Annotated in this window: 32 protein-coding genes; 27 read left to right on the top strand and 5 right to left on the bottom strand. The window is 70.0% G+C overall.

The window, feature by feature from the left end; all coding sequences use genetic code 11:
• Nucleotides 1-4: 4 nt before the first annotated feature.
• Nucleotides 5-790 carry an exodeoxyribonuclease III gene (gene xth / locus AC0L6G_RS07540; RefSeq protein WP_473253136.1) on the bottom strand — a complete coding sequence of 262 codons (786 nt, stop codon included), beginning with the start codon at nucleotides 788-790 and terminating at the stop codon, nucleotides 5-7.
• A gap of 104 nt (nucleotides 791-894) precedes the next feature.
• On the bottom strand, nucleotides 895-1,854 hold the full coding sequence (locus AC0L6G_RS07535; protein ID WP_473253135.1) for a hypothetical protein: 960 nt from the start codon (nucleotides 1,852-1,854) through the stop codon (nucleotides 895-897).
• 126 nt (nucleotides 1,855-1,980) lie between these two features.
• Between AC0L6G_RS07535 and AC0L6G_RS07530 the strand changes: the two genes are divergently transcribed.
• The 7 genes from AC0L6G_RS07530 to AC0L6G_RS07500 all read left to right on the top strand — a co-directional run bounded on the left by AC0L6G_RS07530 (nucleotide 1,981) and on the right by AC0L6G_RS07500 (nucleotide 7,673).
• Nucleotides 1,981-3,063, top strand: a complete 1,083-nt coding sequence (locus AC0L6G_RS07530; RefSeq protein WP_473253134.1) for an MBL fold metallo-hydrolase — start codon at nucleotides 1,981-1,983, stop codon at nucleotides 3,061-3,063.
• On the top strand, nucleotides 3,060-3,833 hold the full coding sequence (locus AC0L6G_RS07525; RefSeq protein ID WP_291536401.1) for an enoyl-CoA hydratase: 774 nt from the start codon (nucleotides 3,060-3,062) through the stop codon (nucleotides 3,831-3,833). Before AC0L6G_RS07530 ends, AC0L6G_RS07525 begins: the two co-directional genes overlap by 4 nt.
• A 55-nt stretch (nucleotides 3,834-3,888) precedes the next feature.
• Nucleotides 3,889-4,389 (top strand): GNAT family N-acetyltransferase, encoded by a 501-nt coding sequence (locus tag AC0L6G_RS07520; protein WP_473253133.1) that lies wholly within the window; start codon nucleotides 3,889-3,891, stop codon nucleotides 4,387-4,389.
• A 105-nt stretch (nucleotides 4,390-4,494) separates the two neighbouring features.
• Nucleotides 4,495-5,169: an OmpW/AlkL family protein gene (locus AC0L6G_RS07515; protein WP_473253132.1), complete on the top strand. Its 675-nt coding sequence runs from the start codon at nucleotides 4,495-4,497 to the stop codon at nucleotides 5,167-5,169.
• A 160-nt stretch (nucleotides 5,170-5,329) separates the two neighbouring features.
• Nucleotides 5,330-5,809 (top strand): DUF1285 domain-containing protein, encoded by a 480-nt coding sequence (locus AC0L6G_RS07510; RefSeq protein ID WP_473253222.1) that lies wholly within the window; start codon nucleotides 5,330-5,332, stop codon nucleotides 5,807-5,809.
• Nucleotides 5,806-6,468, top strand: a complete 663-nt coding sequence (locus AC0L6G_RS07505) for a CoA pyrophosphatase (RefSeq protein WP_293827948.1) — start codon at nucleotides 5,806-5,808, stop codon at nucleotides 6,466-6,468. The genes AC0L6G_RS07510 and AC0L6G_RS07505 overlap by 4 nt, the downstream gene beginning before the upstream one ends.
• Nucleotides 6,465-7,673: a CCA tRNA nucleotidyltransferase gene (locus AC0L6G_RS07500; protein ID WP_473253131.1), complete on the top strand. Its 1,209-nt coding sequence runs from the start codon at nucleotides 6,465-6,467 to the stop codon at nucleotides 7,671-7,673. The genes AC0L6G_RS07505 and AC0L6G_RS07500 overlap by 4 nt, the downstream gene beginning before the upstream one ends.
• Here AC0L6G_RS07500 and AC0L6G_RS07495 read toward each other — a convergent pair.
• Nucleotides 7,654-8,607, bottom strand: coding sequence for an endonuclease/exonuclease/phosphatase family protein (locus AC0L6G_RS07495; protein WP_473253130.1), 954 nt, complete (start codon nucleotides 8,605-8,607; stop codon nucleotides 7,654-7,656). The genes AC0L6G_RS07500 and AC0L6G_RS07495 overlap by 20 nt on opposite strands.
• A gap of 69 nt (nucleotides 8,608-8,676) precedes the next feature.
• Between AC0L6G_RS07495 and AC0L6G_RS07490 the strand changes: the two genes are divergently transcribed.
• The 12 genes from AC0L6G_RS07490 (at nucleotide 8,677) to AC0L6G_RS07435 (ending at nucleotide 19,329) form a co-directional block, all read left to right on the top strand.
• Nucleotides 8,677-9,138 carry a DUF4112 domain-containing protein gene (locus tag AC0L6G_RS07490; protein ID WP_291536393.1) on the top strand — a complete coding sequence of 154 codons (462 nt, stop codon included), beginning with the start codon at nucleotides 8,677-8,679 and terminating at the stop codon, nucleotides 9,136-9,138.
• 144 nt (nucleotides 9,139-9,282) lie between these two features.
• Nucleotides 9,283-10,725 (top strand): DUF2793 domain-containing protein, encoded by a 1,443-nt coding sequence (locus AC0L6G_RS07485; RefSeq protein WP_473253129.1) that lies wholly within the window; start codon nucleotides 9,283-9,285, stop codon nucleotides 10,723-10,725.
• A complete protein-coding gene (locus AC0L6G_RS07480) occupies nucleotides 10,722-10,877 on the top strand; it encodes a hypothetical protein (protein ID WP_473253128.1) in 156 nt (51 codons plus the stop codon). The genes AC0L6G_RS07485 and AC0L6G_RS07480 overlap by 4 nt, the downstream gene beginning before the upstream one ends.
• Nucleotides 10,874-11,137 carry a hypothetical protein gene (locus AC0L6G_RS07475; protein WP_293828819.1) on the top strand — a complete coding sequence of 88 codons (264 nt, stop codon included), beginning with the start codon at nucleotides 10,874-10,876 and terminating at the stop codon, nucleotides 11,135-11,137. The genes AC0L6G_RS07480 and AC0L6G_RS07475 overlap by 4 nt, the downstream gene beginning before the upstream one ends.
• Nucleotides 11,134-11,517 carry a M15 family metallopeptidase gene (locus AC0L6G_RS07470; RefSeq protein WP_293828817.1) on the top strand — a complete coding sequence of 128 codons (384 nt, stop codon included), beginning with the start codon at nucleotides 11,134-11,136 and terminating at the stop codon, nucleotides 11,515-11,517. Before AC0L6G_RS07475 ends, AC0L6G_RS07470 begins: the two co-directional genes overlap by 4 nt.
• Entirely contained in the window at nucleotides 11,514-11,990 is a 477-nt protein-coding gene (locus AC0L6G_RS07465; protein WP_293828815.1) for a hypothetical protein, read from the top strand. The genes AC0L6G_RS07470 and AC0L6G_RS07465 overlap by 4 nt, the downstream gene beginning before the upstream one ends.
• 375 nt (nucleotides 11,991-12,365) lie before the next feature.
• On the top strand, nucleotides 12,366-13,184 hold the full coding sequence (locus AC0L6G_RS07460; protein ID WP_291536386.1) for a flagellin: 819 nt from the start codon (nucleotides 12,366-12,368) through the stop codon (nucleotides 13,182-13,184).
• Between the two features lie 286 nt (nucleotides 13,185-13,470).
• The gene (locus AC0L6G_RS07455; RefSeq protein ID WP_293828813.1) at nucleotides 13,471-14,277 is read left to right on the top strand and encodes a flagellin; all 807 of its coding nucleotides are present in this window, start codon (nucleotides 13,471-13,473) and stop codon (nucleotides 14,275-14,277) included.
• Nucleotides 14,278-14,421: 144 nt separating this feature from the next.
• On the top strand, nucleotides 14,422-15,252 hold the full coding sequence (locus AC0L6G_RS07450) for a flagellin (RefSeq protein ID WP_291535863.1): 831 nt from the start codon (nucleotides 14,422-14,424) through the stop codon (nucleotides 15,250-15,252).
• 86 nt (nucleotides 15,253-15,338) lie between these two features.
• A complete protein-coding gene (locus AC0L6G_RS07445) occupies nucleotides 15,339-15,608 on the top strand; it encodes a flagellar protein FlaG (protein ID WP_291535864.1) in 270 nt (89 codons plus the stop codon).
• Between the two features lie 137 nt (nucleotides 15,609-15,745).
• Nucleotides 15,746-16,570, top strand: coding sequence for a flagellin (locus tag AC0L6G_RS07440; protein ID WP_291535865.1), 825 nt, complete (start codon nucleotides 15,746-15,748; stop codon nucleotides 16,568-16,570).
• Nucleotides 16,571-16,629: 59 nt separating this feature from the next.
• Nucleotides 16,630-19,329, top strand: a complete 2,700-nt coding sequence (locus AC0L6G_RS07435; protein WP_293827293.1) for an NHL repeat-containing protein — start codon at nucleotides 16,630-16,632, stop codon at nucleotides 19,327-19,329.
• Here the strand turns inward: AC0L6G_RS07435 and AC0L6G_RS07430 are convergent.
• A complete protein-coding gene (locus AC0L6G_RS07430) occupies nucleotides 19,310-20,230 on the bottom strand; it encodes a CPBP family intramembrane glutamic endopeptidase (protein WP_293827292.1) in 921 nt (306 codons plus the stop codon). The genes AC0L6G_RS07435 and AC0L6G_RS07430 overlap by 20 nt on opposite strands.
• A gap of 147 nt (nucleotides 20,231-20,377) precedes the next feature.
• Between AC0L6G_RS07430 and AC0L6G_RS07425 the strand changes: the two genes are divergently transcribed.
• From AC0L6G_RS07425 to AC0L6G_RS07390, 8 genes are all read left to right on the top strand, one after another.
• Nucleotides 20,378-21,049 (top strand): hypothetical protein, encoded by a 672-nt coding sequence (locus tag AC0L6G_RS07425; protein WP_473253127.1) that lies wholly within the window; start codon nucleotides 20,378-20,380, stop codon nucleotides 21,047-21,049.
• Nucleotides 21,049-21,480 carry a hypothetical protein gene (locus AC0L6G_RS07420; RefSeq protein ID WP_291535868.1) on the top strand — a complete coding sequence of 144 codons (432 nt, stop codon included), beginning with the start codon at nucleotides 21,049-21,051 and terminating at the stop codon, nucleotides 21,478-21,480. The genes AC0L6G_RS07425 and AC0L6G_RS07420 overlap by 1 nt, the downstream gene beginning before the upstream one ends.
• Nucleotides 21,481-21,642: 162 nt before the next feature.
• The gene (ssb, locus tag AC0L6G_RS07415) at nucleotides 21,643-22,137 is read left to right on the top strand and encodes a single-stranded DNA-binding protein (RefSeq protein ID WP_291535869.1); all 495 of its coding nucleotides are present in this window, start codon (nucleotides 21,643-21,645) and stop codon (nucleotides 22,135-22,137) included.
• A gap of 10 nt (nucleotides 22,138-22,147) precedes the next feature.
• A complete protein-coding gene (locus tag AC0L6G_RS07410; protein WP_293827289.1) occupies nucleotides 22,148-22,603 on the top strand; it encodes a thiol-disulfide oxidoreductase DCC family protein in 456 nt (151 codons plus the stop codon).
• On the top strand, nucleotides 22,600-23,901 hold the full coding sequence (locus AC0L6G_RS07405) for an SDR family oxidoreductase (protein ID WP_293827287.1): 1,302 nt from the start codon (nucleotides 22,600-22,602) through the stop codon (nucleotides 23,899-23,901). Before AC0L6G_RS07410 ends, AC0L6G_RS07405 begins: the two co-directional genes overlap by 4 nt.
• Nucleotides 23,898-24,368 (top strand): DUF2269 family protein, encoded by a 471-nt coding sequence (locus AC0L6G_RS07400; RefSeq protein WP_293827286.1) that lies wholly within the window; start codon nucleotides 23,898-23,900, stop codon nucleotides 24,366-24,368. The genes AC0L6G_RS07405 and AC0L6G_RS07400 overlap by 4 nt, the downstream gene beginning before the upstream one ends.
• A 63-nt stretch (nucleotides 24,369-24,431) precedes the next feature.
• The gene (locus AC0L6G_RS07395; RefSeq protein ID WP_473253125.1) at nucleotides 24,432-25,370 is read left to right on the top strand and encodes a DMT family transporter; all 939 of its coding nucleotides are present in this window, start codon (nucleotides 24,432-24,434) and stop codon (nucleotides 25,368-25,370) included.
• 32 nt (nucleotides 25,371-25,402) lie between these two features.
• Entirely contained in the window at nucleotides 25,403-25,933 is a 531-nt protein-coding gene (locus AC0L6G_RS07390; protein WP_473253124.1) for a DUF1003 domain-containing protein, read from the top strand.
• 4 nt (nucleotides 25,934-25,937) lie between these two features.
• Here AC0L6G_RS07390 and AC0L6G_RS07385 read toward each other — a convergent pair whose 3' ends face one another.
• Nucleotides 25,938-26,513 (bottom strand): superoxide dismutase family protein, encoded by a 576-nt coding sequence (locus AC0L6G_RS07385; RefSeq protein ID WP_293827284.1) that lies wholly within the window; start codon nucleotides 26,511-26,513, stop codon nucleotides 25,938-25,940.
• Nucleotides 26,514-26,536 lie beyond the last annotated feature (23 nt).

Raw genomic sequence — 26,536 nt, 5'->3', positions numbered from 1 at the left:
GGCGTCAGGCCTCCAGATCGAGTTCGACCACCACCGGCACATGGTCGCTGGGCTTGTCCATGTCGCGGGCGTCGCGGTGGGTTTCGACGCCGCGAAAACGATCCGCCGCCTGGGGCGACAGCAGGGCGAAATCGATGCGAATGCCATGGTCGCGCTGCCAGGCGCCGGCCTGATAGTCCCAGAAGGTGTAGGTTCCGGCCGGTTCGCCGCCGATCTCGTGCGCATCGGCCAGACCCAGGTTTTTCAGGGCGCGGAAGGCCTGGCGGCTCTGGGGCTGGAACAGGGCGTCGCCCGTCCAGGCGGCGGGGTTCCTGGCGTCCTCGGGCTCGGGGATGACATTGTAGTCGCCGCACAGGGCCAGCGGCTCCTCGAATCGTAGCAGGTCCCGGGCGTGGCGGTTCAGGCGATCGAACCAGGCCAGTTTGTAGTCGAACTTCTCCGTCCCGATCGGATTGCCGTTCGGCAGATAGAGGGCGGCGACGCGGATGGGGCGGGGGGCCTCGACCACGGCCTCGATATAGCGGGCCTGTTCGTCCGTCTCGTCGCCGGGCAGGCCGCGCCGGATGTCGGACAGCGGATATTTCGACAGCAGGGCGACGCCGTTGTAGCTCTTCTGGCCGTGGGTCTCGACATTGTAGCCCAGGCTCTCGAAGGCCTCGCGCGGGAATTTCTCGTCCACGCATTTGATCTCCTGGAAACAGGCGACGTCGGGGGCGGCCTGCTCCAGCCAGGCCAGCACGGTGGGCAGGCGGGCGTTGACCGAGTTCACGTTCCAGGTGGCGATGCGCATGAGGGGAAGGCTAGGCCGCGTCTCGCGTTCGGAAAAGACCGTCGTTCAAAAGAAAAGGCCGCCGGATCGCTCCGACGGCCTTCCGCCCGGACCTATAAGGTCGGTCAGGGACGGCCGCCGGCGGGGGCGGGCGCGGCGGCGGTCGGGGCCGCGGTCAGTTTGCAGCCGCCGCCGATCTGCTGAGCGGTGGCGCAGGGGTAGATTTGCTGCACCGCGTTCTCGGCGTTCAGGCGGGCGATGACGCCGTCGGCGCCGTCGCATTTGGCCTCATAGAAGACGCCGTTGGCGTTGCGGCCCATCAGGCGGGCTTCGACGACATTGCAGGAGGCGGCTTCGGAACCGGCCAGCAGGGTCTTCACATAGCCGGCGTTCTCGGCGGTCGTGGTGAAGTCGCACTTCCCGTTTTCGGCCAGAACCTGGATGCAGGGGGTCTTGGTCCAGGCGCCGGCCTCCTGCTTGATCCAATAGCCGGCCGCGTCCGAACAGCCGATCTCATAGACGATCGCGCCGTCGCCGGACTGGCCCAGAACCTTGGCCTGATCGACGGCGCAGGGCACGCCCGCCTGCGTGGCGTAGGCGCGCAGGAACTTCTGCGTGTCGGCGTTGGCGGCGAGGGTGCATTGGGTTCCGACATCGGCGGCCGGATCGGCCGCGCGGCGCTGCTCGGCCGAGTGGGCCAGGATGATGCAGCTCGCGGCCTCGGGCGGGGTCTTGGTCTCCACGACATAGCCGGGCGCCGAGCCGCAGGCGACTTCGTACACGCTGGTCCCGGCGGCCGTCGCGCCCAGCAGCTTGGCTTCGCTGACCTGGCAGCCGGTCCTGGTCTGATTCATCTGCTCCTGGGCGGCGGCCAGGACCTGCTCAGCCGTGGGAGCGGCCGGCGCACGGTCGCGACGCTGCTCGTTGTTGCGCGGTCTCAGGCGCGAAGGCGACACGGCCTGGGCAGGCGTGTCCATGTTCTGCGAGCCGGACGGACGGGGGCCGCCGTCCTGCGCCATGGCCGGGGCGGCGATCGCCGCACCGAACAGAAGCGCTGCGAACGCGGAGACAAGGCGGGATTTCATGGGGAAACACCTGTGTTTCTGAAACTGGCTGACTTCGTGACCGGCTATTGGGTCAGGGTCAAGGCGGGTGTGGACGCGGCCGTTCACACCGGACTACAACTCCCCGCGTTGCGATAGGAGACGGACTTGGCGGACGAGGGCGCTGCGGCTGGGGCGAGGGATGCGCGGGGGCTGACCTATCCGTTCGACCGCGCGCCGGCGCCGGGAGACGCCGTGGAAGTCGCGCCGGGCGTGTTGTGGTTGCGGTTCGCCCTGCCGTTCCAGCTGGATCACGTGAACGCCTATGCGGTGCGCGACGGGGACGGCTGGACGCTGGTCGATACGGGTTTGCGGACGCCGGATACGGTCGCGGCCTGGGAGGCGGCGCTGGCGGGACCGCTGGAGGGGCGTCCGATCACGCGGCTGGTCTGCACCCATATGCACCCCGACCATATCGGCCTGGCCGGCTGGCTGTGCGAACGATCGGGCGCGCCGTTGTGGATGTCGCGGCTGGAATATGTGTCGGCGCGGATGCTGGCGGCCGAAGAGGCCGGCGATGCGCCCGAGGATGGGGCGGCGTTCTTCCGCGCCGCCGGCTGGACGGAGGAACAGATCGCGCGGTGGCGGGCGGATTACGGCGGGTTCGGCAAGGGCGTCGCGCCGATGCCGCGCAGCTATCGCCGGCTGTCGGACGGCGACGTGATCGGGATCGGCGGGGACGACTGGACCGTGGCGGTCGGATCGGGCCACAGCCCCGAACACGTCTGCCTGTGGCGGCGGTCGGACGACGTGTTCCTGGCCGGGGATCAGATTCTGCCGCGCATCTCGTCCAATGTGTCGGTCTGGCCCACCGAGCCGCTGGCCGACCCGCTGGGCGACTGGATGGCCTCGCTGGACCGGCTGCGCGGCCTGCTGCCTGACGGCGCCCTGATCCTGCCGGCGCACGGCGAGCCGTTCCATGGGGCGCACGCCCGGCTGGAGGCGCTGAAGCGCGGGCACGAGACGGCGCTGAAACGGCTTGAGCGGACGTTGCGTCAACCCTCTAGGGTGATCGACGGCTTCTCGGCCGTGTTCGGTCGGGCGGTCGGCGACGGCGTCCTGGGCATGGCCACCGGCGAGGCCCAGGCGCATCTGAACTATCTGGAACGACGCGGCCGCGCCCGGCGGACGCGCGACGAGAACGGCGTCGATTGGTGGACCGCCGTCGAACAGGACGAGGAAACGATATGAGCGACCATATCCGCACAGAGCTGACCGACGGCGTGCTGACCCTGACGATGGACAGGGCCGACAAGAAGAACGCCATCACCCAGGCCATGTATTCGGCCATGGCCGAGGCGACCGAGCGGGCGCGGACCGACGAGGCGGTGCGGGTGCTGCTGTTGCGCGCCGAGGGCGACAACTTCTCGGCCGGCAACGACATCGGCGACTTCATCGCCCTGGGCTCGCAGGGCGCGGGACCGGGCGAGATGGCCGTGTTCCGCTTCCTGAAGGCGCTGGCGGACCTGGACAAGCCGGCGGTGGCGGCGGTGAAGGGCCGGGCGGTCGGGATCGGCCTGACCATGCTGCTGCACTGCGACCTGGTGGTGGCGGCCGAGGACGCCCTGTTGTCCGTGCCCTTCGTCAACCTGGCCCTGGCGCCCGAGGCGGCGTCCAGCCTGCTGCTGCCGGCCGCGATCGGGCATCAGCGGGCGTTCGAACTGTTCGCCCTGGGCGAGCCGCTGGACGGCAGGACGGCCCTGGCCTGGGGCCTGGCCAATCGCGCGGTCCCGGCCGGCGAGGTCGAGGCGACGGCGGCGGACCTGGCGGCCAAGGTGGCGGCCCGCGCCCCGAACTCGATCCGCAAGACCAAGCGGCTGATGCGCGACGCCGAGGGGCTTTGGGCGCTGATGCAGCGCGAGGGCGAGGCCTTCGGATCGCAGATGCGAAGCCCCGAGGCGATGGAGGCCTTCACCGCCTTCACCCAGAAACGCGCGCCGGACTTTTCCAAGATCGGCTGACCGTCACGAGACCGCGCCTTGATTTGGCGCGGCTTTGCTTCTAGGTGCGCGCCCCATGTCGCACGCCCTGGTGATGCCCGCGGTCGTCAGCCGTATCGAAGCCGAGACCCCGGCCGACGCCGAAGGCGTGGAGGCGCTGGTCATGGCCGCCTTCGGGCCGGGACGATTCGCCAAGACGGCCGAGCGGCTGCGCGAAGGATCGAAACCGACCGCCGGTTTCGTGGCCCGCCTGAACGGACGGGTGATCGGCGCGGTGCGGCTGTGGCCTGTCGTCGTCGGCCGGACGCCGGCCCTGTTCCTGGGTCCCATCGCGGTGGACGCCGGGCGCCGCAGCGACGGCCTGGGCGCCGAATTGGTCCAAGCTTGCCTGGATCACGCCCGCGGCCGGGGCGAGATCGGGGGCGTCCTGCTGGTCGGCGACCGGGCCTATTTCGAGCGGTTCGGCTTCGTCCCTGCGCCCCAAGTCGTGCTGCCCGGCCCGGTGGACCGCGGGCGGGTCCTTTGGCTGGCGACGGGCGTGACGGTCGCGTCCGGCGGGGCGGCGATCGCGCGATAAGACTTTTTGCGCTGGATCAAGGCGGCCTGGCTCCGCAGCGCGCATCACGCCCCCGACGCCGAAGAGCGGCCGCATCAGGCGGCCTGGACGTCGGGGATAACCGAAGTGAAAGCCTATAAGTTCGCCACCCTGGTCGCCATCGCCGCGGCCGCCGTCGGCACGCCGGTTCTGGCCCAGAGCGCCGCCGGCTCGACCGCAGACGCCTGGACCGCGCCGCGCGCCGGCGACTGGATCGTCACCGGCCGCGTGACCGATGTCTTCTCCCAGGCCGACGACGCCGTCACCACGGCGGCCGGCGCGGACAGCGGCCTGCACGTCGATGTGGGCGACAGCGTCATGCCGACCCTGGGCTTCACCTATTTCCTGACCGATCATCTGGCGGTGGAGGCCATTCTGGGCGCGACCCAGCATGAGATCCGCGCCCAGGGCGGCGCGACGGATGTCGCCGTGCACGAAACCTGGGTCCTGCCGCCGGTCGTGACCCTGCAGTACCGTCCGCTGACCGAAGGCCGCTTCAGCCCCTATGTCGGGGCGGGCGTGAACTACATGGTCTTCTTCAACGGCGAGGATAAGAACAACTTCAAGGTCAAGCTGGACGACGGCTTCGGGTACGCCTTGCAGGCGGGCGCCGACATCGGCGTCAAGGGGCCGTGGAGCCTGAACGTCGATGTCAAGAAGGTCTGGTTCAATACCGACGCCGACATCAACGACGGCGCGCTGAAAAGCGACGTGGACCTGGACCCCTGGGTCGTGTCCGTCGGCTTCGGCCGGAAGTTCTGATCGACTTTCGGCCAGAGGCGCGCTGGACAGGTGACGAACCGATCCGGCGCGCCTAAGTCTTCGTGATGGTCGACGAGGCATCGAATGACGGGCTGAACGCCCTGGCCCAGGCGGCGAAACAGGCCCCCAGGGACTCCCCAGGGACTCCACGCGGCGGGGCCTGCCGCCGGTCCATCTGTGGAACCCGGATCATTGCGGCGAGATCGACATCGTCATCCGGCGCGACGGGGTCTGGATGCACGAGGGTTCGCCCATCGCCCGCAAGGAACTGGTGCGGCTGTTCTCGACCGTTCTGAGGAAAGACCCCGACGGCTATCACCTGGTCACGCCGGTCGAGAAGTTGAGGATCCGGGTCGAGGACCTGCCGTTCCGCGCCGTGAGCCTGGGGCGCGAGGGGGATGACCTGATCTTCGTGACCGATGTGGGCGACGAGGTGCGCGCCGGTCCCGACGATCCCATCATAGTGCAGACCGATCCGATCACGGGCGAGCCCGCGCCCCGCATCCATGTGCGCCGCGACCTGTGGGCGCGCATCGCGCGGCCCGTGTTCTACGAACTGGTCGAGATGGCCGAGGAGGTCGACGGCCAGTTGGTCGTGCGCTCGGGCGGCCAGGCCTTCCCGCTTGGAGCCGTGGCGTGAGCCTGGAGACGCTGAAGACGCGCTTGGCCCGGCGCCTGGTCCCCGCCGAAAACTGGCGTCCGGGGCTGAAGCCGGGCCGATCCGACTACGACCTGAATCCCGGCAGCGCGCGTCTGACGACCGATCTTCGGCCGGCGGCGGTGCTGATCCCCGTGGTGGCGCGGCCCGAAGGGGCGACGGTGCTGCTGACCCGCCGGGCGGACACCCTGGCGCGCCACACCGGCCAGATCGCCTTTCCCGGCGGCCGGCTGGACCCCGGCGAAAACGCGGTCCAGGCGGCGCTGCGCGAGGCGGACGAGGAGGTGGCCCTGAACCCGTCCGCCGTCCAGGTGCTGGGCCTGTCCGACGCCTATGAGACCGGCACGGGATTTCTGGTGACGCCGGTGATCGGCTGGCTGGACGCGGCGCCGGTCGTGACGCCATCGCCGGACGAGGTGGCGGAGGTGTTCGAGACGCCGTGGGACTTTCTGATGGATGCGGCCAACCATCGCCGCGATTTCTATGACCTGGACGAGGGGCTGCGGCGCTGGTTCTGGGCCATGCCGTGGGGTGAACGCTACATCTGGGGCGTGACGGCGGGCATTCTGAAGGGTCTGCACGCCCGGCTGTACGGCGACGAGGCCCATCCGGCCGCCGCCGCCGACGAGGATGCGGCGTGACGCTTTCCATGCGCGGCCAGCCGTGGCTGGAGGCGTCGGCCACCCGCGCGGTGATGACGGCGCTCGAGGCGGCGGGCGGGCCGGGCTGCGCGCGCTTCGTCGGAGGCTGCGTCAGGAACAGCCTGCTGGGCCAGCCGGTCGACGACATCGACATCGCCACCCTTCTGACGCCCGATCGGACAATGGCGGCCCTGAAGGCGGCGGGCCTGAAGGCCGTGCCGACCGGGGTGGAGCACGGCACGGTGACGGGGGTGTCGGAACGCCGCCCGTACGAGATCACCACCCTGCGCCGGGACGTGGAGACCGACGGCCGCCGGGCCGTGGTCGCCTTCACCCAGGACTGGGCCGAGGACGCCGCCCGGCGCGATTTCCGCCTGAACGCCCTCTATGCCGACGCCGAGGGGCGGGTGTTCGATCCGACCGGCGGGGGGCTGGCGGATGCGGCGGCGGGACGGATCGTCTTCGTGGGCCAGGCCGAGACCCGCATCCGCGAGGACTATCTGCGCATCCTGCGCTTCTTCCGGTTCTACGCCTGGTACGGACGGGGCGCGCCGGACGCGGCGGGCCTGGCGGCCTGCGCGGCCCTGAAGGACGGCATGGCGCAGCTGTCGGCCGAGCGGGTGTCCAAGGAACTGCTGAAACTGCTGGCCGCGCCCGATCCGCGTCCGGCGGTGCGGGCGATGAACGAGACGGGGGTGCTGGTCCAGGTGCTGCCGCAGGTTCAGCCGCTGACGCTGTTCCAGGCCCTGTGCGACGTGACGGAGGATCCGGTGCTGCGGCTGTCGGCCCTGCTGCCGGCCGACGCCGGGGCGGCGGCGGCTGCGGCGGCGGCCTTGCGCCTGTCCAATGCGGATCGGGATCGCCTGACTGCGGCGGTGGCCGAGGGGCCGGTCGTCGCCCCGGACATGGCCCCGGCCCAGGCGCGGGCGGCCCTTTATCGGCTGGGGCGGGTCGCGTTCGAGGACCGGCTGGCGCGGGCCGAGGCGGCGGGCGGCGGCGACGGCGACGCCTTGCGGGCGCTGGCGGCGGACTGGACCCCGCCCAGGCCGCCGGTCAACGGGCGCGACCTGGCGCGGCTGGGCGTGCCGCCCGGGCCGGAAACGGGCCGGTTGCTGAAGGCGTTCGAGGACGGCTGGATCGCCGACGACTTTCCAGTCGACGGCCATGAGGCGCGGCTGAAGGCGCTTATCTCGCCGCGCGGGTGAACTCGGTGATCACCGGCCGGTGGTCCGAGCCTGTGGCCAGGCCCAGGCGGCGGGTGATCAGGGCCAGGTCAGGCGAGCGATAGACCTGGTCGATGGTGATCCCGGCGAAGGCGGGAAGTCGACTGGGCCAGGTGCCGGGCCAGCCGGGCGCGGGGATCAGGTTCATGTCCGCCTGAATCTGCTTGCCGATGCGGGCGGTGGAGACGCTGTTGAAATCCCCGGCGGCGATGACGGGATTGTCCGGCGCCGCCAGCCGCCGTTCGGTCAGGGCCATGACCTGGGTGATCTGGCCCCATTGATACTGATAGGGCCACGGCCGCGTCAGATGCACGGCGAAGACGTCGATCGGTCCGATGGGCGTCTGGACCACGGCCCCGGCGGCGCTTAACCCGTCCGGCCGGTCGGGCAGGCGCTGCAATATCGGATAGCGCGAGGCGACGATGGACTGGGCGTGATCGCCCGGCCCGCGCCTTCGCCCGACGGCGGTGCGGTGGGGATAGCCGGCCAGCAGCTCGTCCAGCCGGGCGGCCGGCGCGTCGCCCACCTCGACCAGCACCAGAATGTCGGCGTCGGCGGCCGCGATGGAGCGCCGCATGGCCTCCACGTCGGTGTTGAAGACCCAAAGATTGGCCGAATACAGCCGCACGATGGGCGCGCCCGGCGCAGGCGTTCCGCGCGGCGGCGTCCACTGCGGCCAGGCGGCGAGCGCCAGGATCAGGCAGGAGGCCGCGCCCACGCCCGCCGCCGGCCAAAGCCGCAGCAACACGCACAGGGCGGTCGTCGCTGCGGCCGCCAGCAGGGCGGGAGCGGCGAACTGGGCCAGGATGTCCACCCACCGATGGCCGATCCCGCTAAGGGCCGCGACGCCGAACACCGCCAGCCCCGCCAGGGCCAGTCCCGCCAGCACGTTCGCCGTCAGCTTGAACAGGGACATCGGCGCACCGACCTTTCGGATTGAACAAGGGCGCGTCGTCCCGCGTTAAGGCGACGCTTGGAGGGCCACATGGCCGCACGGTCGATCCGCGATATCGAAAACATCTGGTCCAATGTCGAGGGCGTCAAGAAGCTGTCCGACCGGGTCATCGGCATCGGGCCGTTCGGCATGGGTCTGGATGCGCTGCTGACCTGGGTTCCGGTGGTGGGCACGGCCTATACGGTCGGCACCGGCGGCTGGCTGATGCTTCAGGCCGTGCGGGCCAGGGCGACGCCGGCGACCCTGGCGCGGATGGGCGCCTATATGGCCGTCGATACGGCGACGGGCACGGTGCCCATCGCCGGCGATCTGGTGGACACCTTCTTTCCGGGGCAGTTGATGGCGGCGCGCGCGCTGCAGAAACACATCGAGACCACCCACTGGGTCGAGGACAGCGAGGCCAACGCCCGCGCCAGCGGCGATCACGCGCGCCACGAAGCCACGGTCCAGGCCGACGAGGCGCTGAAGCGGATCGTCTATCTGCACGACTGAAATAGGAGGGTCGGCGCCGGCTCTCCATCCTATCGGGCGGATCGAACCCGTCTGAAAACAAGCAGTTGAGGTCGACCAGCGACCATCTTCCGGCCTGAGGACGCGGCGCGTCCAGACTGATCTCCGACGACAACGGAGATCCCCATGAGCGACGATTTCAGCGCGCGTCTGGCCCTGCCCTATCTGGCGGCGGGGCAGATGCAGAAACACGTGACCCTGAACACGGCCCTGACCCGGCTGGACGCCCTGTTGCAGACGGCGGCGGTCAGCCGAACGACGGCGATGCAGCCCGCCGAGCCCGCCGACGGCGACCTCTACATCCTGCCGGCGGAGGCGGAGGGTTCGGACTGGGCGGGGCGGTCCGAGGGCGATCTGATGCGGTTCGAGGCGGGCGGCTGGACCGCCGTGCCGACGCCGCCGGGCCTGGTCGCCCTGGTGCTGGACGTTCCGGCCGTCTGGGTTCGAGGCGAAGCGGGCTGGACGCCGCTGGGCGCCGTTCTGGGCGAGGCGCAGGGGTTGGAGCGGCTGGGGCTGGGGACGACGGCGGACGCGGCCAATCCCCTGTCGGCCAAGCTGAACGCCGCCCTGTTCACGGCCCGGGGCGTGGCGGAAGGCGGGGACGGCGACCTGCGGCTGACCTTCAACAAGGCCGGGGCCGGCGATGTCCTGTCGCTGCTGTTCCAGAGCGGATACGCCGCCTGCGCCGAACTGGGCCTGATCGGCGAGGACGACCTGGGGCTGAAGACCTGCGACGAGGTGGGCGTCTGGCGGTCGGTCTTGCGCGTGGAGCGCGCCACGGGGCGGGCCGTCTTCGATCAAGGCGCGGTGCGGCGCCAGACCGTTCTGATGACCGCCGACGGCGGCTATGCGCCCCCCGCCTGGGCGCGATGGGTCGAGGCGGTCTGCATCGGCGGGGGCGGCGCGGGCGGGGCGGGCGCGTCCGGCCCGGCCGGAACGGCGCGCTTCGGCGGCGGCGGCGGCGGGGCAGGCGGGATCAGCAGGGGACAATGGGCGGCCGAGGAATTGGAAGGCGGCCTTTCCATCATGGTGGGCGCGGGCGGCCAGGGCGCGGGCGGCGAGAGCCGGATTGCGACGAGCGGCGTGGTCCTGTTGCGCGCGGCCGGCGGATCGGCGGGGTCTGCGGGGACATCCGCGGCGGGGGCAGGCGGTCTCGGCGGACTGGGTCTGGCCGCGGGCAATCCGGGCGGGGCGTCCGCGATCGCCTCAGCGGGCGGGCGGGGCGGCGAAACCCAGCAGCCCGACGGTCCAGGCGGCGGTGCGGGCGGCGGGGGACTGAGCGCCGGCGACGCCGCGCGCGCGGGCGGGACCGGCGGCGCGGGGGGATGGTCCACGCTGCGGACGCCGGGCGGCGCAGCGGGCGCGGCGGGCGGCTCTCCCGACCCGGCCCTGTCCCTGGCCGGCGGCGGCGGCGGCGGCGGAAACGCCTCGGCCGAGGGAACGGGCGCCGCCGGCGGACCCGGCGGGGGCTTCGGCGCGGGCGGCGGCGGCGGAGGCGCGGGCCTGACGGCCGGCGGCGCGGGCGGTTCGGGCGCCGGGGGCGTGGTTCGCATCACGGCCGTCGGATGAGCCGGCGCAGACATCCGGCCGAGCCGGTCGAGGTGCTGGAGGACGAGGCCTGGGACGCCCCCGACAGTCTCAGCGACACCGAATGGCGGGCGCATTCCGGCTGGGACGGCCGGTGCGACCCCAACCCCTATGACGAGGAGGATGAACGATGAACGGGCGGAACCACAAGCCGCTGGCCGAGGGACGATGGCTTTACCGCCGCCTCTACGCCTTTGCGATCAGCGCCGGACTATGGGTGCTTCTGATGCAGGTGGTTCGGCGGATGCCGCCGCAGATGCTGCCCCGCACGGCAGAGGGCCTGATGGGGCTGCTGGCCCTGATCCTGGTCCTCTATCTGGTCGCGCCGACGGCGCAGCAGCTGATCGCCCTGTCGGCCAATGCGCGCTTGCGGATTCCGGGAGGCCGGCCATGAGCTTTCGTCTGTCCGCCCGCTCGCGCGCCCGTCTGGCGGGCGTCCATCCGGCCCTGATCGCCGTGGTCGAGGCGGCCATCGTCCGCTCGCCGGTCGATTTCATGATCACCGAGGGGCTGCGCACGCCCGCGCGTCAGGCGGCTCTGGTCAAGGCCGGAGCCAGCCGGACCCGGAGATCGCGTCACCTGACCGGCCATGCCGTGGACGTCGCCGCCCTGGTGGAGGGGCAGGTGCGCTGGGACTGGCCGCTGTATGGCCGGATCGCCGAGGTGTTCAAGGCGGCGGCGGTCGATCTGAAGACGCCCCTGGTCTGGGGCGGCGATTGGAAGACGCTGCGCGACGGGCCGCATTTCGAACTGGACCGAAAGGGCTTTCCATGAGCGGCGCGGCGACGCGGGCGCCGACCCTCTTGGGATGGCTGGCGGCGGGCGCGGCGGCGCTGGCGCTGGGGGCCGTTCTGCTGGGCGGGCTGGGCTTTCGCTGGGATCCGCTGGACCTCCAGCGGAAACGCCTGGCCGCCGCTCGGGATCAGGCGCGCCAGGCGTCCGTCGCGGCCGCGGCCCAGGCCGAGTCCCGGCGGCTGGAGGCCGAAGGCGCGGCGGCTCAGGCGCTGCGCGTGGATCACTATCAACACATCGCCACGACGGCGGAGCGGGCGACCGCCGCCGCTGTCGTCCTGGCCAGGAGCGCCGATGACGCCGACCATCCCTTGGACCCCCGCCGCGCTGTTCGCCTGCGCGATCATGACGGCCAGCTGTGCCGGCTCGCCCCCGATCTCGACGGTTGCGCCGCCGCGGCTGGCCCTGCCGCCGGCGGCGACGCGCTCCTGCGCCCTGGCGACCCTGCCGGCTGAGCCGACGACAGCGGACCTGGACGCCGCCTAAGTGCTGCGCGGGGCCCAGATCGTCGCCTGCGACGGCGCTCGCCGCCTTGCGGTCGAGACCCTGCTGGCGGAGAGGGCCATGCAGGACGCCCACAGGGGCGGGCAGGGCGGCCGGCGCTAGACGCGCCCTGCAAAAACGGCTCGGCAACTTCTGCCCGCCCGGCGGTCGGACTTGCCGGGCCGCCTCGCTGGGCGGCGAGATAAGTTCAATGAAAACAGCGATGGGGCGGGCGCGCGGGCCATTGGCGAACCTGGCCCCGCCCTTGCTCCTGATCCGACCGAGCAAAAGGCTCCTGGCGCTAAAATGGCGCCGGACATCACACGAAGTGAAAAAGGACAGCCAAAATGGCTAACAGCATCAATACGAACTACGGCGCCGCCATCGCGCTGCAGAACCTCAATGCGACCAACGCCCAGTTGGAGCGCACGCAGAACCGTGTCAACACGGGCATGAAGGTGGCCACCGCCAAGGACAACGGCGCGATCTTCGCCATCGCGACGACCCAGCGCGCCAACATGGGCGCCATGGACGCGGTCAAGAACTCGCTGCAACGCGGCCAATCCATCGTCGATGTGGCCCTGGCCGCAGGCGACACCGTCACCGCCGCCCTGGAAGAGATGAAACAGCTGGCGGTCAACATCCAGTCGTCCGTCGCCGGCTCGGACGCCGAAACCGCCTATCTGAAGGATTTCAACGCCCTGGGCGGCGAGATCGACAAGGCGCTGAAGGGCGCCAGCTTCGACGGCGTCAACCTGTGGAACACCACCACGGCGACCAGCCTGACCACCAGCGTCAGCGGCGGAACCTATGAGATCGGCTTCGGCACGACGGACAAGGCCGCCGCCGCCGCCGTCACCGCCGTCTCGGCCGGCACGGCCGTGCGCGCCGGGGCCACGACCGCCATCGTCGACGCCGCCATCAAGGAAATCACGTCCGACCTGGCGACCCTGGGCACCCAGTCCAAATCGGTGGGCCGCCAACTGACCTTCGTCGGCAAGCTGCAGGACGCGACCGAGGCCGGCATCGGCAACCTGGTCGACGCCGACCTGGCCAAGGAAAGCGCCAAGCTGACCGCGCTTCAGACCAAGCAGCAGCTTGGCGTCCAGGCGCTGTCGATCGCCAACTCCTCCAGCTCGATCCTGCTGAACCTGTTCCGCAGCTAAGGCGGACGGTTCTCGGCGCGATCCGACGCGGACGGCCTGAGCATGGCGGGCCTCCCGCCTCACCCCTCGCCCGTCGCTCGGCAAATCCTGCCGGGCGGTGCGGCTCGCCTCGGCAACTTCTGCCGGGCAGGAAGGACGGTAAATCAAAGGTTAACTAGCAAAAACAGTAGCTTATGAAATTTGTCGGTCCATGCTCGCGGCCCGGCAATTGCTTCTTACCCACCGAGCAAAAAGCTCCTGGCGACAAAACGTCGCCGGACGTCACCGAAGTGAAGGACCTGCCAAAATGGCGAACAGCATCAACACCAACTATGGCGCGGCCATCGCGCTGCAAAACCTGAACAAGACCAACGCCGCCCTGGAGACGACCCAGAACCGGGTGAACACGGGGATGAAGGTGTCCTCGGCCAAGGACAACGGCGCCATCTTCGCCATCGCCACGACCCAGCGCGCCAACATGGGCGCGATGGATGCGGTCAAGAACTCGCTGCAACGCGGCCAGTCCATCGTCGACGTGGCCCTGGCGGCGGGCGACACGGCGACCTCGGCCCTGGAAGAGATGAAAGCCCTGGCGGTCAACATCGCCTCCTCGACCGGCGACGCCCAAGTGGCCTACGTGGCCGACTACAACGCCCTGGGCAAGGAGGTGGCCTCGGCCCTGTCGGGCGCCAGCTTCGACGGCGTCAACCTGTGGACCACGGCCGCCCTCACCAATCTGACGACCAACACGTCGGGTGGAACCTACGGCATCGGCTTCGCCGCCGCGCCGTCGGCCGATGCGACCCTGACCGCCGTCAACACCGGCGCCGTCACCGCCGCCAATGCGACGGTGGCGAACGTCGACGCCGCCATCAAGAAAGTCACGGACAGCCTGGCGACCCTGGGCACCCAGTCCAAGTCGGTCGGTCGTCAGATCACCTTCGTCAACAAACTGCAGGACGCCACGGAAGCCGGCATCGGCAACCTGGTGGACGCCGACCTGGCCAAGGAAAGCGCCAAGCTGACCGCGCTTCAGACCAAGCAGCAGCTTGGCGTGCAGGCGCTGTCCATCGCCAACTCGTCCAGCTCGATCCTGCTGAGCCTATTCCGCTGAGGCCCGGAGGCGTGAGCCCGTTTCGGCGGGTCGCGCCAAGGCTTCTTAACCGGGGGGCGGCTCCGTCCGTCCGCCAACACCGAGCAAAACGCTCCCGTCGCCAAAACGGCGTCGGCCATCACGAAGTGAAGAAGGACAGCCAAAATGGCTAACAGCATCAACACCAACTACGGCGCTGCGGTCGCCCTGCAGAGCCTGAACAAGACCAACGCCCAGCTGGAGACTGCTCAGAACCGGATCAACACCGGGATGAAGGTCTCCTCGGCCAAGGACAATGGCGCCATCTTCGCCATCGCCACCAGCCAGCGGGCCAACATGGGCGCTCAGGACGCTGTGCGTAATTCGCTGCAACGGGGTCAGTCGATCATCGATGTCGCCCTGGCGGCGGGCGACACGGCGACATCGGCCCTGGAAGAGATGAAGGCCCTGGCGGTCAACATCGCCTCCTCGACCGGCGACGCCCAGGCGGCCTATCTGGCCGACTGGAACGCCCTGGGCAAGGAAGTCGACGCGGCGCTGAAAGGCGCCAGCTTCGACGGCGTGAACCTGTGGAACACCACCACGGCGACGAACGTGACGACCTCGACGGCCGCGACCGGCAACACCTACCAGATCGGTTTCGGCACGGTGGACAAGGCGGCCGCCACGGCGATCACCGACATCACCGCGACCGCGACCGCCCCTGCCAACGCCGCCGCCGCCGCCGCCTTCTCGACCAAGGTGGACGCCGCCATCAAGTCCGTGACCTCGGACCTGGCGACGCTGGGCACCCAGTCCAAGTCGGTGGGGCGTCAGATCGCCTACGTCGGCAAGCTCCAGGACGCCCTGGAAGCCGGCATCGGCAACCTGGTGGACGCCGACTTGGCCAAGGAAAGCGCCCGCCTGACGGCCCTGCAGACCAAGCAGCAGCTTGGCGTGCAGGCGCTGTCCATCGCCAACTCGTCCAGCTCGATCCTGCTGGGCCTGTTCCGCTAAGGCGACCGGACGGGGCGGCTTCCGCCGTCCCGTCCGAGCGTCCCCCGATCCTTTAGAGGCGCGCGGCCGCGGCCGCCGATGGAGCCATGACAAACCATGTCGCGAGAGTAACCAGCGTACCCCAGCCGATCGCGTCGACGACCCCGCAGGTCGCCGCGCCCGAAGCCCGCAACGACAACGCCGACGCCAGCCGCTATCGCCTGACGATCGAGGCCGTGGGCGACAATCGGTTCATCTACAAGATTCTCGACCGGGTGACGGGCGAGGTCATCCGCCAACTGCCGCGCGAAGAGGTCGAGAAACTGGCCTCCGATCCCACCTATCGCGGCGGAAAGATCGTCGACACCACGGCCTGACGGCCGTCCGATCGACCCCGGATTCGTCAACGCCGCCGGCGCGCCGGACGGCGCGATCATGGTTTCCGGCGCGTTAACCCTCCGCTCACGACTCATGGTTAATAGTGCACGGAACAGAACGTCCGGGGCTTGAAGCCATGACCACCAGCATCCACACCAATACCTCGGCGATGATCGCCCTGCAGAATCTGAACCGGACCAACGATCAGTTGGCCTCGACGCAGAGCCGGGTGAACACGGGGCTGAAGGTGCAGGGCGCCAAGGACAACGCCGCCGTCTGGGCGGTGGCCCAGGGCCAGCGCGCGGATCGCGGTTCCCTGGAGGCCGTGACCACCAGCCTGAACCGCGCCACCTCCATCGCCGACGTGTCCCTGGCCGCCGGCGAACAGATTTCCGACATCCTGGTCGAACTGAAGCAAAAGGCCACCGCCGCCGCCGATCCCAGCGCCACCGCGGCGATGCGGACCTCCTACAACGACGAGTTCCAGTCGCTTCTGAGCTCGATCCAGTCGTTCGCCGACAACGCCGTCTTCGACGGCTCCAACATCTTGGATGGGACCGCCACGACCGCGCTGAACTTCCTGGCCAGCGCCGACGCCTCCGAAACCATTTCGCTGGACCGGCAGAACCTGACGCTGGCCGGACTGTCGCTGACAGGCACGAGCCTGACCAGCGAGGCCAATGCGACCGCGGCCCTGACGGCGGTCAACGCGGCCATCGCCACCAGCAGCTCGCGCCTGGCCGAGCTGGGCGCCCAGGCCAAGCAGATCGAACGCCACACCACCTATGTCGGCAAGTTGTCGGACGCGCTGGAGGCCGGGATCGGCAATCTGGTGGACGCCGACATGGCCAAGGAAAGCGCCCGGCTGACCGCGCTCCAGGTGCAGCAGCAGCTGGGCGTCCAGGCCCTGTCCATCGCCAACCAGTCGCCGCAGATCATCCTGTCGCTCTTCAAGGGCTGATCGGGGATTTAAGGGTTCGTTATCGGGCCGGGCGGCATGATCGGGGCGGAGCCGCCTGAATGATCAACAACAGCTATCTGCTGGGTCTGTTCGGGGCGTCGACGGATACGTCGTCGCTGATCGGCGCGACCACGTCCGCCGCCACGGCCAGGAAGACCCAGCCGACCGCCCCCTGGGCCTCGACCTCCGCCGAGACGGCGCCCAAGGCCAGCGACATGGTGCGCGCCGCACTGGCGGGCCGTCGCCTGATCAACGAATCCGCCGTCGACCTGGATATGGCCGGCGCCTCGGCCGACTATCGCAAGCTCTTCGCCCTGTATCAGGGCCTGAATTCGCTGAGCGCCCTGGCCGACCGCGCCAACGCCAAGGGGCTGAGCAGCGCCGAGGCCGCCCAGGTCGGCAAACGGTTCGAAGCCGGGATGGTCGAGATGTCGGACTATCTGAAGTCCGCCTCCTTTCAGGACGTGCGGCTGGTGCAGGGCGTGTCCCAGTCCACGGTCAAGACCGGCTATGCGCTGGAAAAGGCGCAGTCCACCTTCACCACCACGCCGATCCACGACGGCGCCCTGACCGACAGCGTCAAGGCGTTCGAGGGCGATGTGGAGTTCGCCGTCACCATCCGCACCGCTGCGGGAACCCAGTCGGTCGGCGTGGACCTGTCCGACATGGGCGCGACGCCCCGGACGATGGACAATGTGATCGCCCACATCAACGGCGTGCTCGAAGACGCCGGCGTCGCCACCCGCATCGAACGCCAGATGATCGAGGCCCAGCCCAAGATCGTCAAGAGCGGCTCCAAGACCATCACCCTGCCGGCCGGTCCCGATCAGTGGGCGCTGCGGATCCGGGGCGCGGCGGGCGAAACCGTCGGCTTCCAGGCCGTCGATACGTCCGACGCCGTCTATGTGACCCAGGGGTCCGGCGTGAACGGCGCTGCCCAACTGCTGAAGTTCCAGGCCGACGGCGGCGCGGCGCCGGCCGCCCAGCAGGGCGTCGGCGATCCGTTCTGGGTCGAGGGGCGGGTAGGGCAGGCCGACCTGCCCGCCGGGGTGGCCGCCGTCCGCTCCAGCGCCACGGCCCCGGACGGTTCGGTCTGGGTCGTCGCCGACCTGACCCAGGGCGCCGACAACCAGCCGATCAAGGGCGACCGCGACGTCGCCCTGTTGAAATACGATTCCGCCGGCAATCTGATGCAGACCAAGCTGCTGGGCGCCGCCTCCATCGCCAACGGCTTCTCCATCGCCGTGGACGCCGACGGCCGGGTCGCGGTGGCCGGCTCCGTCACCGGAGCTTTGGAGCCGGGCAAGAGCGGCGACGCCGCCAATGTCGCCGACAGTTTCGTCACAGTCTTCGACGCGGACGGCAAGGAGCTGTGGACCCAGCGCCGCGGCGCCAAGGCGGCCGACGAGGCGACCGAGGTCGGTTTCGGCGCCGACGGCATGGTCTACGTCGCCGGCCGGTCCAAGTCGGCCATGCCCGGCCAGGCGGCGCTGGGCGGCTGGGATTCCTATCTTCAGACCTTCCAGGAAAAGCCGCTGACCGTCATCGGCCCCGTCGCCGGGGTCAATGTCTCCACCCTGCAGTTCGGCACGGGCGGCGACGATTCCGTCCAGGCCATGACGGTGTCCGGTTCGGACATCTATACCGCAGGCGTCGAGAGCGGGCGGGCGGTGGTGCGCCGCTTCACCCTGGACGCGGCGGGCGTTCCCACCCTGGCGGCGACGCGCGACCTGGGCCTGGCCAGCGGCTCCATCGCGGGCATATCGGTCGAGAACGGCCAGGTCGTGCTGACGGGCCAGACCGACAATCCGGCCCTGGACATCGGCGCGGTGACGAACCCCCATGCGGGCGGGACCGATGTCTTCGTGGCCACCCTGTCCACGGATCTGCAGCCTGCGTCCGGCGACCGTCTGACCTATTTCGGCGGGGCCGGAAACGACACCGCCGCCGATGTCGCGATCAAGGACGGCAAGGTCTGGATCACCGGCGCGAACCGCGAAGCGGGGGCCGAAAAGACCGATCCGACCCGGGCCTATCTGGCGCGGCTGGACCTGGCCACGGGCGCGGTCGAATACAATCAGACCTGGCGCGGGGAGGGGGATCAGGCCGCGCCGACCAGCCTCAGCCTGGCCTCGGGCGGCGCCAGCGTGCTGGACCGGCTGGGCCTGCCCCAGGGCGAGATCATGCAGGCCGATTCCAAGCTGCTGACCGTGGCCACCGCCGCGCGCGTCGGCGATCAGTTCAGCATCTCTCCGGCCGGCGGCGGGCGGGCCGTCACCGTCACCATAGACGCCAAGGACACGCTTGACACCCTGGCCAAGAAGATCGTGACCGCCTCCAACCGCCACCTGAAGGCCACGGTCGTCACCGACTCCAAGGTCGTCCCGCCGGTCCAGCGGCTCCAGATCGTCGCCGCCGACAACAAGGAGGGCGCCGTCATCTCGGCCGGGGCGGTGGGCAAGGACGCCCTGGCGGCGCTGGGCCTGTCGCCCGGCTTCGTCGGCAAGACATCGGACAAGACGGCCAAGACCTTTGGGCTGAACCTGCCCAACACATTGAACCTGAACGACGCCGCCGGCATCAAGGCCGCCATCGACGCGCTGGCCCAGGCCATGACGGCGGTCCGCTCGGCCTATCGCTCCCTGGGGCCGCAGACGACGCCCGCAACCAACACCCAGACCGGCGCCGGCTCCTCGACCGCCTATCAACAGGCCCAAGCCGCCAACTTCCAGGCCGCCCTCAACCGCCTCTTGGCCTGATCGTCCGCTCCGGTCGATCCCGAGGCGTCTTCAGCGTCTTGACCGCCACGGCGACGACCAGGACCATGACCAGGTCGAAGACCAGAAGGGTCGGAGAGGCCGAGGGCGCGGCGTTCCAGTCCAGGGTGAAGGGTTCCGCCAGCCAGGCCAGGCCGAGATTGTGCGCCATGTGGGCGCCCGTCGCGAAGGCGATCCCGCCCAGCTCCAGCGTGACCCAGGCCCACAGGGCGCCGGACAGCGTCAGGCTGAGAAACACCACCGGATCGGCGTAGAGGTGCAGGGCGGCGAACAGCACCCCGTTGACCAGGCAGATCACGGTTACGCGTCGGGTGAAGGCGGCGGTCATCTGCAGCACCAGTCCGCGAAACAGCACCTCTTCCGCCAGGGCGGCGACGAACAGGGCGACGGGCGCCGCCAGCGCATAGGCCATGCGCTGAGGCAGAGGATAGGCTGCGTCGAACACCGGAAAGAGCAGGGGCTCGCCTTCCAGCCAGCCATAGCCGAACAGCAAGGCTGAAACGACCGCGCCGCCCGCCGCCGCGCCGACGCCGAACTGTCGCAGCGACGGGCGCGCGCCGACCCACAGGAAACTGGACCACGGCCGGCGATGAATCCGCGCCGCCCCCGCCAGCGTCAAGGCGGCCCAGGCCCCCAGAATCGCCGCCAGGCCGGCCATGACCCGCGCGTCGTCGATCAGGCGATTCGGCGTCCTCGGCGCTTCCGACAGATCGAACGCCCCGGCCAGGTCCGGTGCGATCAGCCGCATCAGACCAATGGCGAGCATCAGGATCACAAGGGCGGCGACCGCCCAGCCTGCCGTGGCCAGGCTTCGCCAGAGACGGCCCGATCGTGTCACGGAGGCGATCATCGGCGGCGTGGCCGGGGCTTGCAGAAGGGACATGACGCAAGGTTCGCCCGCAGGCCGGTGGTCGTCAATCGTGGTTACGCCGCGGCGGGCCCGCCGAAGGATGGCCCCGCTGCCCGCTTGGCGGTTGACGCCCGGCGCCCGCTTGGCCTTATTGGCCCCCTCATCCGCGAAAGACCGTTCATGGCCCTTCCGAAAGACAACCGCGTCATCATAGCGGTCGGCGCCGGCGTGGTGATCATCGCCGCCGTGGTGCTGGCTCTGGTCTTCACCGCCGGGGGGGACAGGACGACCGAGCCGCCGCCGGCGTCGAAGGGCGGGCTGGTGGTCAATCTGGCCGAGGCGCCCAGCCTGGAGCCGACGCGCGAGTTGCGCTGCTTCGTGGACGGCCAGTTCGTCGGCATGGCGACCCTGGCCGACTGCGCGCGCCGCAACGGCCTGGCGACCGATGCGCTGGACGTGGGGCTGGATTCGACCGGCGCCCTTGCCGCCGCCCCCACCGCCGCCTTCGCCCCGCCGCCGGAACTGCCCGCCGTCGAGATGGCCGAGGCGCCGCCGGCGGACAGCCTGGAGCCCGCGCCTGCGCCTCGACCGGCGCCGAGCGCCTCGGGCAGCCCCTGCCTGCGGCACACGGGCTCGGACTGGCGCACCCTGTCGGGCAGCATGAGTTTGAACGCCTGCGTCCAGGCGCTTTACGCCGGAACCTGCGTGGGGCCGGGCGACGCCCAATACGGCCGATGGGGCGACACGACGCTGCGTCTGGTGCCGCGCCGGGTGGAACAGTCGAACGACAACGCGCGTTTCCGCACCTTGGCCGAGCAGGATCGCAACTGCCAATTTCCTGGAATGAACTGATGCGCCTCGCCGTTCTCGTCCCTGCCGCGGTCGTCGCCGGCGCCGCCCTTGCGAGCGCCTGTTCCAACGAGCCGAAGTTCGAGTTCGTGGACGGCGCCTGCTATTTCCTCGCCACGCCCGACAACGCCGCCCCGCGCCTGCAGAAGATCGCCGACGACCAGCCCCAGATCGAACAGTGCGCCGCGCGGCTGGAGGAGATGCGCCTGCGGTTCCTGCGCATGGGCGGTTCGAACCAGGAAGTGACCGGCGCCTATCAGGGGCGCTACATTTTCATCGACCGCGAGGGAGTCAAGATCGGCAAGAGCCTGAACGGCAGCCGCTTCTTCGCCATGGCGCGCACCGGCGACGGCCGCCTGGCCATCCCCGGCGCCATTCAGCGCGACGAGGCGGGCCGCCCCGTCGCTGTGGCGGCGGAGCCGGTCGCCAACTAGGGCTTGCGCGCCGCGAACAAAGGTGGAACATTTCGTTAATCCACCGATTTGGCGGGTCGGATGCAGAATGCGGATGGCGGCGCTCCGCTTCCGTCCTAAGACATCCGGCTGAATACCGGGGCGCGCGAGAGACTCGCGGCCTGTGCAGAGAAGGAAGTTCCCATGGCGGGCAGCGTCAACAAGGTCATTCTGGTCGGCAACCTGGGTCGCGACCCGGAAATCCGCTCCATGCCCAACGGCGACCGCATCGCCAACCTGTCCATCGCCACTTCCGAGACCTGGCGCGACAAGTCCTCGGGCGAGCGCAAGGAAAAGACCGAGTGGCACCGGGTCGTCATCTTCAACGACAACATCGTCAAGGTGGTCGAGAACTATGTGAAGAAGGGCTCGACCGTCTATGTCGAAGGCGCGCTCCAAACCCGCAAATGGACCGACCAGCAGGGCGTCGAGAAATATTCGACCGAGATCGTGGTCGGGCGCTTCAAGGGCGAACTGACCATGCTGGGCGGCCGTTCGGACGGCGCCGGCCAGGGCGGGGGCTATGGCGGCGGCCGTGGCGGCGACGACGACTATTCCTCGGGCTTCTCCACCGGCGGCGCCAACAAGCCCAGCGGACCCAAGGAAAGCTACGACCTGAACGACGACATTCCTTTCTGAGGCCCGGCCGGTGGGGCGGGGGCCTTACAGCTATCGTGACGATCCCGCCGTGCCGGCCTTTCCGGACGACAGGCCGCTGGTGCTGTTCGACGGGGACTGCGCTCTATGTTCGGGTTCGGCGCGCAAGATACTGAAGCATGATCGGGCGGCCCGGATTCGGCTGGCGCCGACGCAATCGCCGCTGGGGCGGGCGCTGCTGGTCCACTACGGCGTCGACCCGGACGATCCCTATACGATGCTGCTGATCCAGGACGGCGTGGCGCGCCGGCGCTCTGACGGCGTCCTGGGCATCGCGGCCCTTCTGCCGCCGCCCTATCGGTTCGCGGTGATCGGGCGGATCGTGCCGCGGCGCATTCGCGACATCCTCTACGATTTCATTGCCCGCCGCCGCCGCCGCTTTCCCGGCGTCGCCTGGTGCGCCATGCCGCCGCAAGGCGTCGATCTGAGCGACAGGGTGCTGGGGTGAGCGGACGGGTTCTGGTGCTGGGCGCCAACGGCTTCATCGGCGCCCATGTCGCCGCCGCCCTGGCCTCGGCCGGCTGGTCGGTGCGGGCCGGGGCGCGCCGCATCGCGGAGCCGGCACGCCGCGCGCCCGGTTTCGACTGGGCGACGGTCGACTTCGCCCGACTGACGACGCCCCAGGCCTGGACCCCGCTGCTGGCCGATGTCGATGCGGTGGTCAACTGCGTCGGCGTGTTGCAGGACGGCGGCGGCGACAGCACGCGCGTCGCCCATGTCGATGGCCCGCAGGCCCTGATCGCGGCGTGTGAGGCCGCCGGCGTCCGACGTCTGGTGCATATCTCCGCCGTCGGCGCGGACGAGGCGGCGGGCACCGACTACGCCCGCACCAAGGCCGAGACCGAACGCCTGGTCGCCGCAAGCGACCTTGACTGGCTGATCCTGCGGCCGTCCCTGGTGATCGACCGGGCGGCGTTCGGCGGCACGGGCCTGATCCGCGCCCTGGCGGCCTTTCCCTTGTTCAGCCCGGTCGTGGGCGGCGACCAGACCTTCCGTCCCATCCCGCTGGGCGACCTGTGCGCCGCCGTGGTCGCCGGCCTGGAGCCCCGGGCCCTGTCGCGCCGAAGCCTGGACATGCCGGGACCGGAGGCTGTCACCATGGCCGAAACGGTTCGGGCCTATCGCGGATGGATGGGGCTGAGACCCGCGCCGGTGGTGCGCGTGCCGCGCCTCCTGGCCGGGCCCGCCCTGGCCATGGGCGACCTGTTGGGCCGGCTGGGCTGGTCCTCGCCGATTCGCACCACCGCCATCCGACAGATGGACCATGACGTCGCCGGCCAGGACAGCGGCTGGGCCGAGGCCCTGGGGGTGCGATCGCGCGGCTTCACCGACTTCCTGGCCCAGACTCCAGCCTCGGTCCAGGACGTGTGGCACGCACGGCTTTGGTTCGTGCGGCCGGTCGCCATCCTGACCTTGGGCCTGTTCTGGCTGTTGACCGGCTTGATCAGCTTCGGTCCGGGGTGGGGCCGGGCCGTCGCCATCCTGCACGAAGGGGGTTATGGCCGCTGGGCCGGGTCCGTCGCCTGGTGGGGGGCGCTGCTGGACGTGGTTCTGGGACTGATGCTGTTCGTGCGGCCGTGGACGGCGCGGGTGGCGATCGTCATGTGCCTGGCCACCGTCGGCTATCTGATCGCCGGCACGCTCAGCCTGCCGCACTACTGGGTCGATCCCCTGGGGCCGTGGCTGAAGGTGGCGCCGATGATGGCCCTGTGCCTGTTCGTGGCGGCGACGGACGCGCGGCGATGAGCCTGTATGTCCTGTTGAAGATCGTCCACATCCTGTCCGGCGCCGTCCTGTTCGGCACGGGGGCGGGCATCGCCTTCTTCATGCTGCGCGCCCATGCGACCCGGGACGCCAGGACGGTCGCCGAGGTCGGCAAGATCGTGGTCCTGGCCGATTTCGTCTTCACCGCGACCGCCGTCGTGATCCAGCCGCTCAGCGGTCTGGGGCTGATCCATCTGCAAGGCTGGTCCCTGAGCAGTTCCTGGCTGCTGGCCGCCTATGGCCTGTATGTCCTGATCGGCGTCTGCTGGCTGCCGGTGGTGTGGATCCAGTATCGGATGATGAGGCTGGCCGAACAGGCGGCGGGGCAGGGCGAGCCTTTGCCGGGCGCCTATCATCGCCTGTTCCGCTGGTGGTTCGCCCTGGGCTGGCCGGCCTTTGCGGGCGTCCTGGCCATCTATTGGCTGATGGTCGCCAAGCCGAATTTCTAGGCCGAAACCCCGGATCATCCGAAGTGAGCCGACGGCGGGTCCGCGCCGTGTCATAGAGCGCCCATGACCGACGCCGCCGCCCGAACCGCCCCCGCCCCCGCGCCATCGCCGATCAAGCCCCATGCGCTGACGGGGCTGGAGATCGCCGCCATCGTGGCGATCATCGTGGTCTGGGGGGTGAACAACGCCGGGGCCAAGCTGGCGACCGAGACCCTGTCGCCGCTGCTGGTCGGGGCCATTCGTTTCGGCGTCGCCTCGGCCTGTCTGATCGCCTTCGTGCGTCCGCCGTTCCCGGACTGGAAAAGCCTGCTGCTGATCGTCCTGCTGGGCGGGCCGATCCAGTACGGCCTCGTCTATACCGCCTATTGGCTGGCGAACGACGTCAGCCCGGTGACGGTGGCCAACCAGCTGTGGATTCCCTTCACCGCCCTGTTCGCCTTTATGATCCTGGGCGAGCGATTGTCGAAGGCGGCGCTGCTCGGCATGGCCGTGGCCTTCGTCGGCGTGGCCTGGATGACGCTGGACGCCCATGCGCTTCAGGACTGGAAGGCCATTCTGGTCGCCATCGCCGCGGGCGCCGCCTGGGGCGTGACGACGGTGGTCGCCAGACGGACCACCTCCATCCCGCCGCTGAAGATGCAGGGTCTGCTGGCCCTGGGCGCCCTTCCCGTCATGGCCTTCGGCTCGGCCGTGTTCGAACAGGGCCAGTGGCAGGCGATCCAGCGCGCCACGCCCATGGTCTGGGCCTCGCTGCTGTGGGCCGGCGTCGTGTCGTCGGTCCTGGCGACGACCCTGCTGTTCTGGCTGGTCCAGCGGCGCGAGGCGGGGCGGGTGACGCCCTATCTGCTGGCGACGCCGGTGGTGTCGATGGCGATCGGCTGGGGCTTCATGGGCGATGTGCTGACGCCGCAGATCCTGATCGGCTCGGCCGTCGCCATGGGCGGGGTGGCGCTGGTGGCCCTGGCCGAACGGGGCTTGCGCGCGGGCGCCGCCAAGGCTTGATCTGCGCCTGAGCCAAATCCCAGGAGACCGCCATGTCCCACGCCCCCGTCGACGCCGATCACGTCTCTCGCCGCTGGCTGGGCAAGGCGACGCACGACCTGCCCGCCAGCGAGGCCAGCGTGGTGCGCAGCACCGCCGACCGCCGCCCGATCTCCGAGGACGTCAACGAGGCCTTCGCCGATCGCCAGACCTTCGGCGAGCGCCTGGCCGACCGGGTGGCGGCGTTCGGCGGCTCCTGGCCCTTCATCATCGCCTTCGGGATGTTCCTGGCGGGATGGACCGCCCTCAATCTGCTGCTGAGCAAAGAGGCGTTCGATCCCTATCCGTTCATCTTTCTGAACCTGGTCTTGTCCATGCTGGCGGCGGTCCAGGCGCCCGTCATCATGATGAGCCAGAACCGCCAGGCCGCCAGGGATCGGCTGGACGCGGGCAACGACTATCAGGTCAATCTGAAGGCCGAGATCGAGATCATGGCCCTGCTGGACAAGGTCGAGCACCTGACCGCCCGGCAGGAGGAGCAGACCGAGATGATCCTCCGCCTCCTGGCCGAACGGGCGCGCTGACCGATCAGCTGGCGCTGAGCGCCGCGCAGGCCACGCGGTCGCCGGCGCCGCCGATGGGCTGGCTGACGTGGTCGTCGGGATTGGCGTGGATGATGACGGCCGACCCGTCGGCGTCCCACAGCCACTGTCCCGGGCCTTCGGACGAGATGCGGACGCGGGGCGTGAACAGTTCGGCGTTCACCTTGCCGTCGGCGCCGGCGTAGATGTTGGGCAGGTCGCCGTCGTCGGGACCGGCGGCGTTCAGCAGGCCGTGCGGGGCCTTGGGCTCGCCGTGATTGACGTGGGCGCCGGACGAGGTGAAGGGCGCGGCGCATTCGCCGGTCGCATGGATGTGGATGCCGTGCCAGCCCGGGGTCAGGCCGGAGGCCTCGACCTTGATCACCAGGCCGGTCGGCCCCTGACGCAGATCGACGCGGCCGATATTGGCGCCCGAAGCGTTGATCAGGACGGCCTGCCCCGTGGCGCCGACGGGCGCGCGGTCCACATGGGCCTGGGGGGCGTTCCCGGTCGCGGCGCAGGCCGTCGTCAGGGCAAGGGGCGAGGCGATCAGGAGGGCGGCGGCGAGCGTATGGACGCGCATGTGGAAAGTCCTTTCAGAGACGG

It is taken from the genome of Brevundimonas sp. D3-1P, assembly GCF_055809335.1.
The sequence above is the reverse complement of the archived record's forward strand: the minus strand, read 5'-3'. Positions and strand labels throughout refer to the sequence as shown.

Coding starts and splice junctions, on each gene's coding strand:
- AC0L6G_RS07535 (WP_473253135.1), bottom strand. CDS start 1,854: ATGAAATCCCGCCTTGTCTCCGCGTTCGCAGCGCTTCTGTTCGGTGCG.
- AC0L6G_RS07420 (WP_291535868.1), top strand. CDS start 21,049: ATGCGCCTCGCCGTTCTCGTCCCTGCCGCGGTCGTCGCCGGCGCCGCC.
- AC0L6G_RS07450 (WP_291535863.1), top strand. CDS start 14,422: ATGGCTAACAGCATCAACACCAACTACGGCGCTGCGGTCGCCCTGCAG.
- AC0L6G_RS07460 (WP_291536386.1), top strand. CDS start 12,366: ATGGCTAACAGCATCAATACGAACTACGGCGCCGCCATCGCGCTGCAG.
- AC0L6G_RS07395 (WP_473253125.1), top strand. CDS start 24,432: ATGACCGACGCCGCCGCCCGAACCGCCCCCGCCCCCGCGCCATCGCCG.
- AC0L6G_RS07485 (WP_473253129.1), top strand. CDS start 9,283: ATGAGCGACGATTTCAGCGCGCGTCTGGCCCTGCCCTATCTGGCGGCG.
- AC0L6G_RS07520 (WP_473253133.1), top strand. CDS start 3,889: ATGTCGCACGCCCTGGTGATGCCCGCGGTCGTCAGCCGTATCGAAGCC.
- AC0L6G_RS07495 (WP_473253130.1), bottom strand. CDS start 8,607: ATGTCCCTGTTCAAGCTGACGGCGAACGTGCTGGCGGGACTGGCCCTG.
- xth (WP_473253136.1), bottom strand. CDS start 790: ATGCGCATCGCCACCTGGAACGTGAACTCGGTCAACGCCCGCCTGCCC.
- AC0L6G_RS07525 (WP_291536401.1), top strand. CDS start 3,060: ATGAGCGACCATATCCGCACAGAGCTGACCGACGGCGTGCTGACCCTG.
- ssb (WP_291535869.1), top strand. CDS start 21,643: ATGGCGGGCAGCGTCAACAAGGTCATTCTGGTCGGCAACCTGGGTCGC.
- AC0L6G_RS07430 (WP_293827292.1), bottom strand. CDS start 20,230: ATGTCCCTTCTGCAAGCCCCGGCCACGCCGCCGATGATCGCCTCCGTG.
- AC0L6G_RS07465 (WP_293828815.1), top strand. CDS start 11,514: ATGAGCGGCGCGGCGACGCGGGCGCCGACCCTCTTGGGATGGCTGGCG.
- AC0L6G_RS07470 (WP_293828817.1), top strand. CDS start 11,134: ATGAGCTTTCGTCTGTCCGCCCGCTCGCGCGCCCGTCTGGCGGGCGTC.
- AC0L6G_RS07455 (WP_293828813.1), top strand. CDS start 13,471: ATGGCGAACAGCATCAACACCAACTATGGCGCGGCCATCGCGCTGCAA.
- AC0L6G_RS07480 (WP_473253128.1), top strand. CDS start 10,722: ATGAGCCGGCGCAGACATCCGGCCGAGCCGGTCGAGGTGCTGGAGGAC.
- AC0L6G_RS07425 (WP_473253127.1), top strand. CDS start 20,378: ATGGCCCTTCCGAAAGACAACCGCGTCATCATAGCGGTCGGCGCCGGC.
- AC0L6G_RS07440 (WP_291535865.1), top strand. CDS start 15,746: ATGACCACCAGCATCCACACCAATACCTCGGCGATGATCGCCCTGCAG.
- AC0L6G_RS07390 (WP_473253124.1), top strand. CDS start 25,403: ATGTCCCACGCCCCCGTCGACGCCGATCACGTCTCTCGCCGCTGGCTG.
- AC0L6G_RS07475 (WP_293828819.1), top strand. CDS start 10,874: ATGAACGGGCGGAACCACAAGCCGCTGGCCGAGGGACGATGGCTTTAC.
- AC0L6G_RS07445 (WP_291535864.1), top strand. CDS start 15,339: ATGACAAACCATGTCGCGAGAGTAACCAGCGTACCCCAGCCGATCGCG.
- AC0L6G_RS07490 (WP_291536393.1), top strand. CDS start 8,677: ATGGCCGCACGGTCGATCCGCGATATCGAAAACATCTGGTCCAATGTC.
- AC0L6G_RS07435 (WP_293827293.1), top strand. CDS start 16,630: ATGATCAACAACAGCTATCTGCTGGGTCTGTTCGGGGCGTCGACGGAT.
- AC0L6G_RS07400 (WP_293827286.1), top strand. CDS start 23,898: ATGAGCCTGTATGTCCTGTTGAAGATCGTCCACATCCTGTCCGGCGCC.
- AC0L6G_RS07385 (WP_293827284.1), bottom strand. CDS start 26,513: ATGCGCGTCCATACGCTCGCCGCCGCCCTCCTGATCGCCTCGCCCCTT.